Annotated in this window: 15 protein-coding genes; 8 read left to right on the forward strand and 7 right to left on the reverse strand. The window is 72.8% G+C overall.

The annotated features are described in order from the left end of the window. Positions 1-34: 34 nt before the first annotated feature. Positions 35-283 carry a hypothetical protein gene (locus ACQP10_RS34445; protein WP_346018789.1) on the reverse strand — a complete coding sequence of 83 codons (249 nt, stop codon included), beginning with the start codon at positions 281-283 and terminating at the stop codon, positions 35-37. A gap of 332 nt (positions 284-615) precedes the next feature. Here ACQP10_RS34445 and ACQP10_RS34450 point away from each other — a divergent pair, with 332 nt between their 5' ends. The 3 genes from ACQP10_RS34450 to ACQP10_RS34460 are packed head-to-tail and all read left to right on the forward strand — an operon-like array spanning position 616 to position 5059. Continuing rightward, the gene (locus tag ACQP10_RS34450; protein ID WP_346018788.1) at positions 616-1260 is read left to right on the forward strand and encodes a TetR/AcrR family transcriptional regulator; all 645 of its coding nucleotides are present in this window, start codon (positions 616-618) and stop codon (positions 1258-1260) included. Then, positions 1254-2987 carry an ABC transporter ATP-binding protein gene (locus tag ACQP10_RS34455; protein ID WP_346018787.1) on the forward strand — a complete coding sequence of 578 codons (1734 nt, stop codon included), beginning with the start codon at positions 1254-1256 and terminating at the stop codon, positions 2985-2987. Before ACQP10_RS34450 ends, ACQP10_RS34455 begins: the two co-directional genes overlap by 7 nt. Next, positions 2984-5059, forward strand: coding sequence for an ABC transporter ATP-binding protein (locus ACQP10_RS34460; protein ID WP_433540419.1), 2076 nt, complete (start codon positions 2984-2986; stop codon positions 5057-5059). The genes ACQP10_RS34455 and ACQP10_RS34460 overlap by 4 nt, the downstream gene beginning before the upstream one ends. Before the next feature lie 166 nt (positions 5060-5225). On the opposite strand, the gene ACQP10_RS34465 is transcribed toward ACQP10_RS34460, so the two are convergent. From ACQP10_RS34465 to ACQP10_RS34475, 3 genes are all read right to left on the reverse strand, one after another. Next, a complete protein-coding gene (locus ACQP10_RS34465) occupies positions 5226-6266 on the reverse strand; it encodes a CU044_5270 family protein (RefSeq protein ID WP_433540420.1) in 1041 nt (346 codons plus the stop codon). Positions 6267-6546: 280 nt separating this feature from the next. Beyond that, the gene (locus ACQP10_RS34470) at positions 6547-7107 is read right to left on the reverse strand and encodes an RNA polymerase sigma factor (protein WP_390000809.1); all 561 of its coding nucleotides are present in this window, start codon (positions 7105-7107) and stop codon (positions 6547-6549) included. Positions 7108-7361: 254 nt separating this feature from the next. Then, the gene (locus ACQP10_RS34475; RefSeq protein WP_346018783.1) at positions 7362-8495 is read right to left on the reverse strand and encodes an epoxide hydrolase family protein; all 1134 of its coding nucleotides are present in this window, start codon (positions 8493-8495) and stop codon (positions 7362-7364) included. Positions 8496-8652: 157 nt separating this feature from the next. Between ACQP10_RS34475 and ACQP10_RS34480 the strand changes: the two genes are divergently transcribed. After that, positions 8653-9399, forward strand: a complete 747-nt coding sequence (locus tag ACQP10_RS34480; RefSeq protein ID WP_433540421.1) for a hypothetical protein — start codon at positions 8653-8655, stop codon at positions 9397-9399. A gap of 38 nt (positions 9400-9437) precedes the next feature. On the opposite strand, the gene ACQP10_RS34485 is transcribed toward ACQP10_RS34480, so the two are convergent. Continuing rightward, complete coding sequence (locus ACQP10_RS34485) at positions 9438-9893, reverse strand: MarR family winged helix-turn-helix transcriptional regulator (protein WP_346018781.1); 456 nt, start codon at positions 9891-9893, stop codon at positions 9438-9440. A 92-nt stretch (positions 9894-9985) separates the two neighbouring features. Between ACQP10_RS34485 and ACQP10_RS34490 the strand changes: the two genes are divergently transcribed. From ACQP10_RS34490 to ACQP10_RS34500, 3 genes are all read left to right on the forward strand, one after another. After that, positions 9986-10423, forward strand: coding sequence for an SgcJ/EcaC family oxidoreductase (locus tag ACQP10_RS34490; protein WP_346018780.1), 438 nt, complete (start codon positions 9986-9988; stop codon positions 10421-10423). Between the two features lie 96 nt (positions 10424-10519). Beyond that, the gene (locus ACQP10_RS34495; RefSeq protein ID WP_433540422.1) at positions 10520-11146 is read left to right on the forward strand and encodes an NAD(P)-dependent oxidoreductase; all 627 of its coding nucleotides are present in this window, start codon (positions 10520-10522) and stop codon (positions 11144-11146) included. Between the two features lie 459 nt (positions 11147-11605). Then, positions 11606-13243 (forward strand): hypothetical protein, encoded by a 1638-nt coding sequence (locus ACQP10_RS34500; RefSeq protein ID WP_433540423.1) that lies wholly within the window; start codon positions 11606-11608, stop codon positions 13241-13243. 230 nt (positions 13244-13473) lie between these two features. On the opposite strand, the gene ACQP10_RS34505 is transcribed toward ACQP10_RS34500, so the two are convergent. Continuing rightward, positions 13474-14073, reverse strand: coding sequence for a hemerythrin domain-containing protein (locus tag ACQP10_RS34505; protein ID WP_346018777.1), 600 nt, complete (start codon positions 14071-14073; stop codon positions 13474-13476). 190 nt (positions 14074-14263) lie between these two features. Here ACQP10_RS34505 and ACQP10_RS34510 point away from each other — a divergent pair, with 190 nt between their 5' ends. Then, positions 14264-14680 (forward strand): VOC family protein, encoded by a 417-nt coding sequence (locus ACQP10_RS34510; RefSeq protein ID WP_346018776.1) that lies wholly within the window; start codon positions 14264-14266, stop codon positions 14678-14680. 43 nt (positions 14681-14723) lie between these two features. On the opposite strand, the gene ACQP10_RS34515 is transcribed toward ACQP10_RS34510, so the two are convergent. Continuing rightward, positions 14724-15095: a DUF4267 domain-containing protein gene (locus ACQP10_RS34515; RefSeq protein ID WP_346018775.1), complete on the reverse strand. Its 372-nt coding sequence runs from the start codon at positions 15093-15095 to the stop codon at positions 14724-14726. Positions 15096-15119: the final 24 nt, after the last annotated feature.

Below are 15119 nucleotides of genomic sequence, written 5' to 3' on the forward strand. Positions count from 1 at the left end.
GCCGCGTCGCGGGCGGCGGCGCGGGGTGACCCGCTCACTCGCCCAGGTCGCGGGCGGTGTTGTCCAGGCAGTTCGCCAGGGCGTCGAGCTGCTCTCCGGTGACGGTGTCGCCGGAGAGCGACCCCGGCAGGTCCCGGCGGCGCGCGACGATCAGCGGCCGGTGGTCGTCGTCGATCTGCCCGCTCGTGAGGACCAGGCACTCACCGCGGACGAACACCAGGGCCGTGTCGGGGTCCTCGGCCTCCAGCAGCTGCCGGACGCACTCGCGGTCGATGAGCGCCATGAGCCACCTCCCCTCACCGGTGACCTGGCCATACCCGGGCTTTTCCCCGGCTTAACAACCGTCCGGGTCAAACCACCGCGTGCGGCTCACGACCCTCGAAGCCCGGCCACCCGTCACCGCACACCACCGCCGCGCCGTTCCTTGCGCGCCGCTTCCACGCCGCTTCCACGCCGCTCCCGCGTCGCTCATCGCGCGCGGTTCCCACGCCGCTCCCGCGTCGTTCACCGCGAGCGGCTTCCGCGCCGCTCCTACGCCGTTCGCCGTCAGAGATCGCCGGGGAGAATTCCGCAAACGAGTGAGTGAGCAACTCACTCACTCGCTATGGTGGTCGCGTGATCTCCACCTCCCAGCGCGCCGCGCCCCTCCCCCCGGAGGAACGGCGGGCCTCCCTCATCGAGTCCACCCTCTCACTGATCCTCGACCACGGCCCCGCGGTGAACACCCGGCAGATCGCCCAGGCGGCCGGCGTGGCCGAGGGCACGATATTCCGGGTCTTCGCCACCAAGGACGAACTCGTCGACGCCGCCGTGGCCAGCGCCTTCGACCCCGCCCCGCTGGTGCGCGAGCTCGACGCCGTCGACCGCTCCTCCCCGCTGGAGGCCCGGCTCGCCACGGCGGTGCGGATCCTGCAGCGCCGTGCGGCACGCGTCTTCCGGCTGGCCGACGCGCTGGGGGCGACGGGTCCGGCCGTCGCCCACCACCACCGCCAGGCCTGCGCCGACGAGAGCGTCACCGTCCAGCGGGCGCTCGCCGACCTGATCTCCCCCGACCGCGTCCTGCTGCGCTGCGAGCCGTACGAGACGGCGCGGCGGCTGCAGCTGCTGACCGTCGCGTGCAGCCACCCCCGGCTCACCGAGGGCGACCCGCTGCCGCCCGAGGAGATCGCCCGCATGCTCCTGCACGGCGTCCTCGTCCCTGAGCACGCCGCCTGCCGTCCGGCCCCGAGTGGCGCCTCCGGAGAGGAGGTCCCGTGCTGATCCGGCTGCTCCGCACCCATCTCCGCCCCTACACCGGCTCCCTGGTCGCCGTCGTGGTGCTTCAACTCCTCGGCACCATCGCCTCGCTGTACCTGCCGAGCCTGAACGCCGACATCATCGACCGGGGCGTCGCCACCGGCGACACCGGCTACATCCTCACCACCGGCGGCTGGATGCTCGCCGTCTCCTTCGCGCAGATCGCCTGCTCCATCGCGGCGGTCTACTATGGCTCCCGCTCGGCGATGGGCTTCGGCCGCGACGTCCGCGCGGCCGTCTTCCACCGGGTGGGCACGTTCTCCGCCCGGGAGGTCTCCCAGTTCGGCGCACCGTCGTTGATCACCCGCAGCACCAACGACGTGCAGCAGGTCCAGATGCTCGTGGTGATGTCCTGCACGATGCTGGTCGCCGCACCGATCATGGGCGTCGGCGGCATCGTCATGGCGCTGCGCCAGGACGTCGGCCTGTCGTGGCTCATGCTGGTGTGCGTCCCGGCCCTGCTGGTGTCGATCGGCCTGATCATCTCCCGGATGGTCCCCCAGTTCCGCGCCATGCAGGACCGCATCGACACGGTCAACCAGGTGCTGCGCGAGCAGCTCACCGGCATCCGCGTCGTGCGCGCCTTCGTGCGCGAGCGGGAGGAGACCCGGCGGTTCGCCGAGGCCAACGAGGCGCTGACCGCCACCGCGCTGCGCGTCGGGCGGCTGACCGCGCTCATCTTCCCGACCGTGATGCTGATCCTCAACGCCTCCAGCGTCGCCGTGCTGTGGTTCGGCGCCGCGCGGGTGAACACCGGCGAGATGCAGGTCGGTGAGCTGACCGCGTTCCTGATGTACCTGATGCAGATCCTGACCTCGATGATGATGGCCACCTTCATCTCGATGATGATCCCGCGCGCCTCGGTCTGCGCCGAGCGCATCGCCGAGGTGCTGGACACCGAGTCCTCGGTCCTCCCGCCCGCCGACCCGGTGCGCCAGGTGCGCGGCCGGGGCGAGCTGGAGATGCGCGACGTCGGGTTCCGCTACCCGGGCGCGGCGTCCCCGGTGCTGTCCGGCATCTCGTTCCGCGTCGAGGCGGGCCGGACCCTCGCCGTCATCGGCAGCACCGGCTCGGGCAAGACGACCCTGCTGTCGCTGGTCCCCCGGCTCTTCGACGCCACCTCCGGCACGGTGTCGGTCGACGGCGTCGACGTGCGCGACCTCGACCCCCAGGTCCTCTGGCGGCGCATCGGCCTGGTGCCTCAGAAGCCGTACCTGTTCACCGGCACCGTCGCGAGCAACCTCCGGTACGGCAATCCCGACGCCACCGACGAGGAGCTGTGGGAGGCCCTGGAGGTCGCCCAGGCCCGCGACTTCGTCGAGGCGATGCCCGAGGGTCTCGACGCCCCCATCGCCCAGGGCGGCACGAACGTCTCCGGCGGGCAGCGACAGCGTCTTGCCATCGCCAGGGCGCTGGTCAGAAAGCCGGAGATCTACCTGTTCGACGACTCGTTCTCGGCTCTCGACCTGACCACCGACGCCCGGCTGCGCGCGGCCCTTCGCCCGCGCACCTCCGACGCCGCCGTCGTCATCGTCGCCCAGCGCATCTCCACCGTCGCCGACGCCGACCAGATCGTCGTCCTCGACGACGGCGTGATCGCCGGCATCGGCACCCACGAGGAGCTGCTGGCCTCCTGCCCGACATACGTCGAGATCGTCGAGTCCCAGCGAGCCGTGGAGAGTGCGGCATGAGCGACCGGTCCGTATCCTCCGCCTCCCCGGCCGCTCCGGCCGCGCCGGGGGCCGCCCCCGCCGCGGCCCCGGCGACCCCGGCGGCCTCGGCCGCCTCTCCCGCGGCCGCGCGTCCCCGTCCCCCGGCGGGCGGCGGGCCCTTCGGGCGCGGCCCCTTCGGCGGGATGCCCGCCGAGAAGTCGATGGACTTCGGGCCGTCCGCGCGGCGGCTGATCCGGCGCCTGGCCCCCGAGCGGCCCCGGATCATCGCGGTGATCCTGCTCGCCGTGGCCAGCGTGGTGTTCTCCGTCATCGGCCCGAAGGTCCTCGGCCGCGCCACCGACCTCATCTTCAGCGGTGTCATCGGCGGCCGGCTGCCCGCCGGGACGACCATCCAGCAGGCGGCCGAGGCGGCCCGCGCGTCCGGCCACGGCGACTTCGCCGCGCTGCTGGAGAAGATGGACGTCGTCCCCGGCCGCGGCATCGACTTCGCCGCACTCGGCACGGTCCTGGCCTGGGCGCTGGCCCTCTACCTCGCGGCGACGGCGTTCGCCTGGCTGCAGGGCCACCTCCTCAACGACGTGGTGCAGCGCACCGTGTTCCGGCTGCGGTCCGACGTCGAGGACAAGCTGAACCGGCTCCCCCTGCGCTTCTTCGACGGCCAGCCGCGCGGCGAGCTGCTCAGCCGGGTCACCAACGACATCGACAACGTCTCGCAGACCCTTCAGCAGACGCTGAGCCAGCTGCTGACGTCCCTGCTGACCGTGGTCGGCGTGCTGGCGATGATGTTCGTGATCTCGCCGCTGCTCGCGCTGATCGCGTTGGTGACCATCCCGCTGTCGACGATCGTCACCGGGCAGGTCGCCAAGCGCTCGCAGAAGCTGTTCGTCGCCCAGTGGGCCCACACCGGCTCGCTGAACGCCCACATCGAGGAGGCGTTCACCGGCCACGAGCTGGTGAAGGTCTTCGGGCGGCAGCCGGAGGTCGAGGAGGTCTTCCGGGAGCGCAACGAGGAGCTGTTCAAGGCGAGCTTCGGCGCCCAGTTCGTCTCCGGGATCATCATGCCGGCGATGATGTTCATCGGGAACCTCAACTACGTCGCGATCGCCGTCGTCGGCGGCGTGCGGGTGGCCACCGGGTCGATGAGCCTGGGCGACGTGCAGGCTTTCATCCAGTACTCCCGGCAGTTCACCCAGCCGCTCACCCAGGTCGCCTCGATGGCTAACCTCCTGCAGTCGGGGGTGGCGTCGGCCGAGCGGGTCTTCGAGCTGCTCGACGCCGACGAGCAGACCCCCGACCCGGCCGAGCCCGCCCTGCCCGAGACCAGGCGCGGCCGGGTCGAGTTCGAGCAGGTGTCCTTCCGCTACGACCCCGACCGGCCCCTCATCGAGGACCTGTCGCTGGTGGCCGAACCCGGGCAGACGGTCGCGATCGTCGGCCCGACCGGCGCGGGCAAGACCACCCTGGTCAACCTCATCATGCGCTTCTACGAGCTGGACGGCGGGCGCATCACCCTGGACGGCGTCGACGTCACCGCGATGCGCCGCGAGGACCTGCGCTCGCGGATCGGCATGGTCCTGCAGGACACCTGGCTGTTCGGCGGCACCATCCGGGACAACATCGCCTACGGCGACCCCTCGGCCAGCGAGGAGCGCATCCTCGCCGCCGCGCGGGCCGCGTTCGTCGACCGGTTCGTGCGCACCCTGCCGGACGGCTACGACACCGTCATCGACGAGGAGGGCGGCAACATCAGCGCCGGCGAGAAGCAGCTGATCACCATCGCCCGCGCCTTCCTCTCCGAGCCGTCCCTGCTGATCCTCGACGAGGCGACCAGCTCGGTCGACACCCGCACCGAGCTGCTGGTGCAGCAGGCGATGGCCGCGCTGCGCGCCGACCGCACCAGCTTCGTCATCGCCCACCGGCTGTCCACCATCCGCGACGCGGACCTCATCCTGGTGATGGAGGAGGGCCGCATCGTCGAGCACGGCAACCACACCGAACTGCTCGCCGCGCGGGGCGCCTACCACCGGCTGTACTCGGCGCAGTTCACCGGCGCGGCGACCCCGGACGAGGAGGAGGCCGCCGTCGGCTGAACCGTCCGAACAAGCCGCCCGGGCGGGCCGTTCCTGACGAGCCGCCTCCGGTGAACCCGCCCGGGTCGGCCCGCGGCCCGGACCGTACTGCCGTCACGAAGCGGCACGCCACGCGATCGGCCCGCTCACCGTACGGCGCCGTACCAGGCGGCGCCGTACGGTGGGGTCATTCGCCGGAGGGCGGTTGCTCGTCGGTCCAGCCGCTCTCCTGGTAGGCGGTGACGGCGCCGACCCGGACGGTCCGCCCGTCCGCGAGCCTGCCGTCGTACCGCTCCTCCCCTCCGAGGGGCCGCCCGCTTCCCGGCTCGATCACGAAGAGCAGGTCACGCCTGCCGTCCTCGCTGCGGTAGCCGACCGCCTGCCCGGTACGGCCCAGCGGATCGGTGACCTCCCCCTCCGAGCGCATGCCGGGCAGCGCGGCGAGGATCTCGTAGGCGGCGGCCCGCACCTCCGGCGTGACCGGCAGCTGCACGATGAGGTCCACGCAGCTCTTCTGCAGGACCCGCTCCATCCGCAGGTCCGGGTCCCCGCCGTTGCCACGCACCAGTTCCTCGGTGATGCGCTCCTCCAGATAGGCCCGCAGCCTCCCCGCGTCGTCCGGGACCTCCCGCAGTTCGTCCCAGGTGAGCATCTTCGTGAGCAGGGTCCCGCCCGTCCCCTTCGACGCACTGGACAGCGGGGTCGTCACCGGCGCGCCAGGCGAGGAGCGCAGCCTCTCCTTCGGGAAGACGTATCCCATGTCCCGGGTGTCGGCCGGATACCGCCAGGTGCGGGGGGAGCCCGCCGTGCGCCAGGCCGCCTCGTCCTCCGGGGTGGCGGGCCGGGTGCCCAGGTCCCGGTGGACCCGTACGCTCCGCCCGTCGGGCCGCCGTGCCAGCCACGTCTCATCGGAGACGCGGTGCCGGAGGAGGTAGCGGCCGGTCGGATCGACGACCGGCAGGTCGGTGACCGTCCGGACGCGCCAGTAGGCGCCATCGGAGGACGCCTTCGCCGCTCCGGTCACCGTGGCCGACGCTGCGGCGAGCAGGATCCGCCGGGCGTCCGGCTGTCCGGCCTGCGCCGTGGCGGACGTGCCCGCCCCGGGCGACAGGCGCACCGGGTCGCCTCCCGGGGCGGCCACGGTGACCACCAGGGCGGCCGCGGCCGCCGCGACCAGCCCGCCCCCACGACCGTCCACGACCGCGGTCGCGTCCCCGGCCGGTGCCACCGGCCGGTTCTCCTCCCGGCGTCGGTCCGCCGGCCCTCATGTCCGGCGGTCCGGCCGGCCCCGGCCCCGGCCCCGATCCCGGCCCCGGCTCCGGCTCCGGTTCCGGCTTCGACGGGATCCGCGCCCGCCGTGGCCGGACCGGTACCGGCCGCCGCGCCGGCCGGGCCGGAGCCCGCGACGATCGACGCCAGCAGGGTCCGCGCCCCCGCGGTGGACGCCTGCCCGGTCAGCTCGCCGTCCCGGACCCGGGCCAGCCGGCCCACCATCTCTTCGGTGTCGTTCACAGCGACCCTCCTGTCGGGATCCGCGTCGGCCTGCTCATCAGGGGTGTCTCGACGTCCGCCACGGCCAGCGCACGGGAGAGACGCCTGCGTGCCCGGTGAATCCGGATGCGCGCGGCGTTGCGGGAGCAGCCCAGGACGCGGGCGATCTCCCCTGCGTCCAGGCCCTCCCAGGCCACCAGGGACAGCAGTTCCCGGTCGTCGTCGGACAGCGCGCGGAATACCCGGCCCACCGCCTTCAGGTCGGCACGTTCGGCGGGCGGCGCGGTACGGGCGTAGAGGTCCGCGATGTCCTCGCGCAGCTCCGCCTGTCCGGCGTGGCGGCGCAGGTTCCCCCGGCGCTGGTTCGCCAGGACGTTGCGGGCCACGCCGTACAGCCAGAGCCTCGCCTGGTCGCCCGGGGGCAGGTCGTCGATCCGGCGCCAGGCGACCTCGAAGGTCTCGGCCACGACGTCCAGCGCGTCCTCGGGGGAGTCGCAGCGGCGCGTCGCGTAACCGAGGATGCGTTCGTAGGCGTCGAGATACGCCTCCTCGAAGCGACGTCTCCGGTCGTCACTCACGGGCGGTCCACATGGTCGGCCTCCTTGGAGTCGGGATGTTCGGACAGCCCTTCATGTCGGGGAGCCCGGGATCATTTCATCCGGGAGGGTCGTGGCCGGAGCGGGCCACGCCGCCGGGCCGGACCGCCGTTGACCTCTGTACGGCGAGCGGGCGGCCGGAAGGCGCGCCGCACCGTACGGCGGGCGGGCGGGAGGCGGGCCGTACGGTGGGCGGCCGAGGAGACGCGCCGTGCCGTACGGCGGGTCGGGGCGGCTCAGCGGACCAGGCGGAAGAACTCCTGGATGTCACCCGTCAGCAGGTCCGGCGCCTGCAGCGCGGCGAAGTGGCCGCCACGGTCGAACTCCGACCAGTGCACGACCCTGTGCTCCCGTTCGGCGAACGGCCGGACGGTCGAGTCGCCCGGGAACACCGCCAGGCCGGTCGGCACCGGGCAGAACTCCACCTCCCGGCCCCACGACGCGGCGGCCTCCCGGTAGAGGCGGGCCGCGGACCCGGCGGTGCCGGTCAGCCAGTTCAGCGTCACGTTGGTGAGGATGGCGTCCGGATCCATCGCGCCGACGCCGTGCCCGTAGTCGTCGAACCACTCGGTGTTCCAGGCGAGCTGGCCGACCGGCGAGTCGACGAGGGCGTAGGCGAGCGTCTGCGGCCGGGTGGACTGGATCTGCGCGTACCCGGACCGCTCATCGCTCCACCGGGTGATCTTCTCCAGCCGCTTCCGCTCGGCCTCGCTCAGGTCCCCGGCCTCGGCCGGGTCGCTCGGGAAGGCCACGAAGGAGTTCATGTGCAGCCCGGCGACGTGGCCGGAGTCGATGCGGGTCAGCTCGGGGGAGATCCGCGCGCCCCAGTCGCCGCCGTGGGCGCCGTAGCGCTCGTAGCCGAGGCGGCTCATCAGCTCCGCCCAGGCCCGCGCGACGCGCGACACGTCCCATCCGGTCTCCGTCGTCGGCCCGGAGAATCCGTAGCCGGGGATCGACGGGATGACGAGGTGGAAGGCGTCGGCCGGGTCGCCGCCGTGCGCGCGGGGGTCGGCGAGCGGCCCGGCCACCTCCAGGAACTCGGCGACCGAGCCCGGCCAGCCGTGCGTGAGAATCAGCGGGAACGCGTCCGGCTCCGGCGAGCGGACGTGCAGGAAGTGCACGTTCTGCCCGTCGATGGTCGTGGTGTACTGCGGGAACGCGTTCAGCCTCGCCTCGTGCCGGCGCCAGTCGTAGCCCGTCCTCCAGTACTCGGCCAGCTCCCGCAGCCGGCCGAGCGGCACGCCGTACGACCAGCCCACGTCGGGCAGTTCGTCGGGCCAGCGGGTACGGCCGAGCCGGTCGCGCAGGTCGTCCAGGTCGGCCTGGGGGATGTCGATGCGGAAGGGACGGATCTCGCGGTCGTCGTTCATACCGGAACGGTAGGACCGATCACGGAAGATTCGCTTCCGCGATCGGCCGGTCTTCGTTGACCGGTCCGGCCGCGCTTGGAAGCATGCGATGTGAACCGCCGGGCTCCCGGCCCTCCTCCTGCCGGGTTCCCGGCCTCCTCCGCGACGAGAGGCGGCGATGCGCCGGGCAGCGTACCTCGTCATCGGAGCCGTCCTGCTCCTCTTCGGGCTCGTGCTGGGGATCGCCGCCTACGGCGACACCGCGTCCTACCGGGGAGCCGCCCGCTGCGCCGACCTCCCGCCCGGCGGGCGGGGCGACTGCGTCGCGACCGTGGACGCGTCCGTCGTGTCGCGCTCGGAGTCCACCACACACGACCAGGACTTCCCCGACACCCCCGTCAACCCGTTCCCGCAGCCTCCCGTCCCGCCCCCGTACGTCCCGCCGCTGCGCCTGCTCGGACCGGCGGGCCCGCTCGTCTCCGCCGGTGTCGCCGCGCTGGACCGCACCTCCTACGAGGTCGTCGTCGAGGTCTCCGGCCGCCGGTACACCGTCTCAGCGGGCGAGACCCTCTATGACCTGGCCAGGCCGGGGACGAGGTGCCGGGCCGACATGTGGCGCGGCCGGCTGCTCAGCGTCACCGTGGGAGAGGCCACCGGGTACGCGTATCCGCCCTCGATTCCGTTCATCGTGGGCTGGATGCTCGCCTGGGTGGGCGCCGTGTTCGTGATCGGGGCGACCGTCCTCGACCTGGGGAACGCCTGGTACGGCCACGACACCTCGTTCATGTGGGTGCTCGCGGTCGCCGGGCCGGTGTTGTTCGTCGTCGTCTTCGGCTTCCTGGGCTGGTGGCCGGCCTGGTGGGTGCTGCCCCTCGCCGTCCCGCCCGCCGTCGCCGTACGGCGGGCGGCCACCCGGAGACCCTGACCGGCCGCCCGAAGACCGGCCGGCACGGCCGTACGGTGTCAGGACGTCGCGCGGAGGTCGTCGACGGCCTGCCGGTACGCCTCGGCCGCCCGGGTGAAGTAGTCGAAGAGCACGTCGAGCTGCTCCGGCGAGTAGCCGCGCAGGATCTTCCCGACCTCCTCCCTGGCCGGGGTCATCACCTCGTCGAGCCGGACGGGCTTGCCGATCGGCTCGACGATCACCTTGCGGCGGTCGTCGGGCGATGGGACACGGCGCACGTAGCCCGCCTCCTCCAGCCGGTCGATCATGCGGGTGGTCGGACCGGTCGTCAGGCCGGCGCGGGCGCCGAGCACGCCGGGGGTCATCGGCCCCTCCAGTTCCAGCAGGTTGAGCGCGTAAAGGTCGGTCGCCCCGAGATCGCATGCCTTGGCGCTGGCGTGGCCGTGCAGCATCACCGCGCTCAGGTAACGGCGGTAGACCGCGCCGGCGTCGGTCCGGCTCTCCGGTGTTGACATGATCCACCCGGCTCTCTAATCTCTTCCTCAAGGAAGAGAAATCTTCAAGGAAGAATCTTCTGTGAAGAAGATATCACGGGAAGGAAGAGATCATGGGTGACACCGCCGCCGTCCGCGCCCTGCTGGAGGAGACCAAGGAAGCCTGGGACCGGGGAGACGGCATCGCCTACGGCGCCGCCTTCACCGACGACGCCACCGACGTCACCTTCGTCGGCACCGTCTACCGCGGCGCCAAGGAGATCGGCGCGGCGCACCAGGCCCTGTTCGACAGTTTCCTCAAGGGGACCCGGCTCACCATGGAGATCCTCGACGTCCGCTTCTACGGCCCGGACACCGCCGTCGTCGTCAGCCGTGGCGACGTCCACAAGGGCAGGCCGAAGAAGCTCGGCAAGCTGCAGACCTACACCGTCGTCCGCGGCGCCGACGGCCGGTGGCGCATCGCCGCCATCCAGAAGACCAAGCACAACAGGCTGATGGAGGCGTTCTCCTTCGCCCTGCAGCCCGCCACCCGCCCGCGTACCCGGAACTGACCGGATGCCGCCCCGCGACGCGCCCGGCCGGGCACCCGACGGTCCGGCCCACCCCCGCGGCAGAACCCCGTTTCCAGAAGTAGAGGAGCCCCCGCCATGTCATCCATCGCCGTCGTCGCCGCGACCGGCAGAACCGGCCGGATCATCGTGGAGCGGGCGCTGGCCGCCGGGCACGCCGTCACCGCGGTCGCCCGGAACCCACGGGCCCTCGGCCTGCGCCACCCCCGCCTGACGGTGAAGGAGGGTGACGTCCTCCACCCCTCGTCCCTGCGCGACGCGCTCACCGGCCATGACGCGGTCATCTCCGCGCTCGGCTCCTCCGGGCTCGGTCCCACCACCGTGTACTCCGAGGGCACCGCGGCGATCATCTCGGCGATGGCTCCCACCCACCGGCTGGTCGTGCTGTCCTCGGCGGGCCTCGCCGTACCGGACGGCGCGGGCCTCGGCACGCGGATCCTCAGCGGTGTCCTGAAGCGCGTCATGCGCCATCCGTACGCCGACATGACCCGCATGGAGCGGCTGCTCGCCGACAGCGACCTCGACTGGACGGCGGTGCGCCCGACCCGCCTGACCGACGACCCCGGAACCGGGCGCCCGCGCGTCTCCATCGGCGCCACCGGCGTCGTCGGGTCCAGCACCACACGCGCCGACCTCGCCGCGTACGTCCTCACCGCGCTCGACGACCCTGCCACTCACCGCATCCCCGTGGAGATCTCCTCATGACGCGTCCTCGTGGTGGTCTCCTCTGACGGGTTCCCGTGGCGGTCTCCTCTGACGGCTTCACCGCACGCGACCGCCGGCCCTTTCAGACGACCGGCCTCCTGAGGGGACGGTCGCGGGCGCACCGCGCCGACCGAAATCCGGGCGGAAACCGGCAAGACGTGTGCGCGAATCGCCAACACGCGGACCCTCGCCAATGACATGATCACCCGAGCGGTTCCGTGCCGGCCCGAGCCGGGAGACCCCAAAAGGTCCCGGGAGGCCGGGGGAACCGGAAGGAGTGACCGCACGAGCACGTGTCGGAGGCGGGTGCCACATGGACGCCGGAGGATACGAGCGGGCCGGACAGGCCGCGCGAACCGATCGCGCCGGGCTAATCGCGCCAGGCGGACCGCGCCGGCCGATCGCGCCGGGCAGGCCGCGCAGATCGATCGCGTCATCCGCGCCGGGATGTGATCGGCCGTGAGACTCGACGGAAAGCCGATCCCGGGCTGGGCCGAACCCTACGTCGACTGGATGGTCGGCCAGGACTGGCCCGAAGGCGACGAGGAACGGTGCTTCCGCCTCGCCGACGCCTGCGTCGCCGCCGCCCACCGGATCGTCACGAAGACCGAGGCCGGGCCCGTCATGAGCGACGAGAAGACGGGACGGACGTGGGACGGCGCGGCCCACGCCGCCTTCGCCGAGCACGTCGCCGGGGCGGTGGGCGGGCGGGAGGCCGAGCTGGTCGTCCGGCTGGTCGGCACCGCCATAGCGATCAACGACGCCGGGGTGCGGGTCCGGAACGCCAGGCACACGATCGAGGCCACCGTACGGCTGGCGATCGCACAACTGGGTCACCTGCTGGCCGCCGCCATGACCGGCGACGCCTCCACCCTGGCGCTCGTCTCCGCCCGGCTGCGGCTGGCCCGCCTGACCGTCGCGCACATCGGCGAGCGGACCCTGAACGACATCGCGCTGTCCACGGCCGTCACCGGCGACGCCGTCCCCGCCGGTGGACTCGCCCTGGCCGGGCAGGACCACCGCGACGCCCTCGACGCGCGACGCCCGGCGGCCAGCACGCTCGCCGAGCTGGCCGACCACGTCACCGCCGCCGATGACGTGATCACCGAGGAGCGGTCCGCCGCGGAGCGGCACATCGGCGGCGAGGCCCCCGGCGTGCCGGACACCGACGGCCGGTACCTCGCCCCGTTCCTCTACCCCGGCCTCATGTACACCGGCCTCATGGGTGGCGGCCCGTACGGCGGAGCCACGTCCCCGTCCCGCTCCCCCGCCGGCCGCCGGGCCGCGGCCGTTCCTTCATCGCCCGACCATCCCACGGGGCGTTCGGCCCCGGCCGTTCCTCCGTGGCCCGGATCCGCCTCCTCCGCCGCTCTCACCACCGATCGCCGCTCCTCCGCCGGCCGTTCCTCCACGGCCGCCGCTTCCTCCTCCGCCCCCACCCGTTCCTCCGCCGCTTCCGCCCGTGACACCACGCCGGGCCATGCCTCCGCCCCGGGTACGGCGCGCCCTTTCTTCGGCCTCGACCTCGACCTCATCCGCCGCAGCGTCTCCGCCCCGGCCGTGACGCCGGGGGCCTCCCGGGCCGGCCGTCCCCGCAGGACGCCCCGGCCCGTTCCCCGCACCGGTCCCGAGGCACGGCAACCGGCCGAGACCGAACCCCGGCCCGGAGCCGCGACCGGAGCCGAACCCGCGGCCGAAGCCGGGTCCGGATCGGGGTCGGGGTCGGGGTCGGGATCCGGAGCTGGGACCGGGACCGGGACCGAAGCTCAAGGCATGGCGGCTCAGGGAACGGCCGAGGCGACGGCCTCCGACCCCTCCTACAACAAGGTCCAAGAGGCCCTCACCCCGGCGGCGGACGAAGCCACCGCCTCCGTTCCACCGGGTGGGTCCGCACCCGCGAAACCGTCTGCCTCCACGTCCGTATCCCCCGCTCCGGAACCTTCCTCCACGTCCGAGGTTCCCTCTCCGGGACCTTCCTCCGCGTCCGGGGCTCCCTCTCTGGAACCTTCTGCGGCGGGGCCTTCCGCCCGGGAATCTCCCGCGTCCGGCTCACCGGCCCCGAAACGGCCGCGCGTGCGGTGGAAGCGCCGCAGGTGAACCCGGAGGCGGCGGGGCACGCCGCGGCCTGCTCGCCGGGCGGGACGTGAGGGCGGTCGGCTTGACCCGCCCGGTCGGCGTTGACCCGTCCGCCGCGATGGGAGCACCGCCGGCCTGATCGTCGCGGTCGAGCACGCGGGAAACACGGGCGGGAAACGCGGGCGGTGGCTGATCCCGTCAGCCACCGCGTCCAGGCGCCCCGTCCGGCCGCCTCGGCCAGGCTGCCCCGGTCAGTCGTCCCCGGTCAGCAGGAACGCGGGCGGCGAGCCTTTCCACTCGGGGACGTCCAGGGAGTTGAGGGCCTCGACGATCTTCTTCTCCTCGTAGCGGAAGTGCGTCTCCAGGATGGCGCTCAGGCCGTCCAGTTCCTCCCGTACGGCCCGCGCGTCGACCGCGCCGGCCGCGCCGGTCCCATCGGCCGCACCGGTCCCGCCGATCGCGCCGGTTCCGTCAGCCGCGCCGGTCCCGTCGGCTGCTTCGGACAGGCCGGCACGCGGCGCGAGGCCGCTGAGCAGCTCCTCCACCCGTGACAGGATCCCGGTGACCATCCGGTGGTCATGCTCCAACTGCTCGATCACGGGACGCAGTTCGGGGAACCGCTCGGCGAGGGCGGGGAACGCGCCGCCGTCCTCACCGGTGTGATGCCTGGTCAACGCGGAGCAGAAGGTCATGCAGTGCGCCCACAGCATGCGCGGGCGTTCGCCGCCGTCGAGGTAGGAGTCGAGATCCTCGCGGATCCGGTCGAGATCCTCGCGGAGCTGGAGGTGAACTTCGACGAGCTGGTTGCCGAACGCCGCGAGGCGGTCGCCCGGCCGGTCAGATGAGGTCATGGCTGTCCCATGATTCGGCGCCTCCATGCCCACGGCGGTCTCTTTGCCGGGTGCACCGCGACGCTGAGCCGAGATTCCACCATCCGGACGGCGAATCGTCAACCGCCGCCCATCCGGGGACGGCGCCGCGCGATCCCGGAACCGTCGTACCCGTCCGTTATGGTCCTGCCCCCTGGACGAAGGAGACCGGATGGCACGCGGGATCGACCTGACGATGGACTGCTCGGACGCCGGCAGGCTGGGCGAGTTCTGGAAGCTGGCGCTGGGGTACGAGGACGAGCCGCCGCCCGCGCCGTTCGCGACCAGGGACGAGTGGGTGAAGCACTTCGACCCCTCCGACAGCGCGGAGGGCGGGGCCTGGCTGCGCGATCCGGCCGGGGTCGGCCCCCGCCTGGTGTTCCTGGAGGTCCCCGAGCCGAAGACGGCCAAGAACCGGCTGCACATCGACGTCCGGGTGGCCGGGACGGGCGGTCCCGAGGAGCGGTGGGCCAGGGTCGTCGAGGAGGTCGAGCGGCTGACGGCGGCCGGCGGCGCGGCGCTGCACGAGTTCCCCGGCCACCACGTGGTCATGGCCGACCCCGAGGGCAACGAGTTCTGCGTCTGCTGAGCACCCGGCGGACGGAGTCCGGAGACCGGGCGGGTCCGGGGGATCAGACGGCGAACAGCAGGGCTGCGCTGAGCAGGACGACCACGGCGGTGGCGAAGTGGATGCCGAAGGCCACCGCCTTCGTGCCGCCGTGGCGCAGGACGATGAGGGTGTCCCCGAGGGGCAGCAGGGCGACGACGAGCATGAACCATGCTTCGGCACGGGCGCCCGCGAAGATCAGCAATGCGAGGCCGAGGATGCCGTAGGTGAGGTCGCGCAGGCCCTTGATGGTCAGGTAGGCGGCGTCCCCGTTCTCCTTGGCGGGGACGCCGTAGCCCGTGGCGGCGGGCCGCGGGGACAGCAGGAACCGCGCGCCGATGAAGAGGACGAACAGGTTGAGCACGACGGCGAGCCCGTAGGCGATGGGGGTGAGCATTGCCCCTCCTTTTTCTAGCACTGC

Origin of the sequence: Streptosporangium sandarakinum, assembly GCF_050942225.1 — a bacterium.
Classification (GTDB): Bacteria; Actinomycetota; Actinomycetes; order Streptosporangiales; family Streptosporangiaceae; genus Streptosporangium; species Streptosporangium nondiastaticum.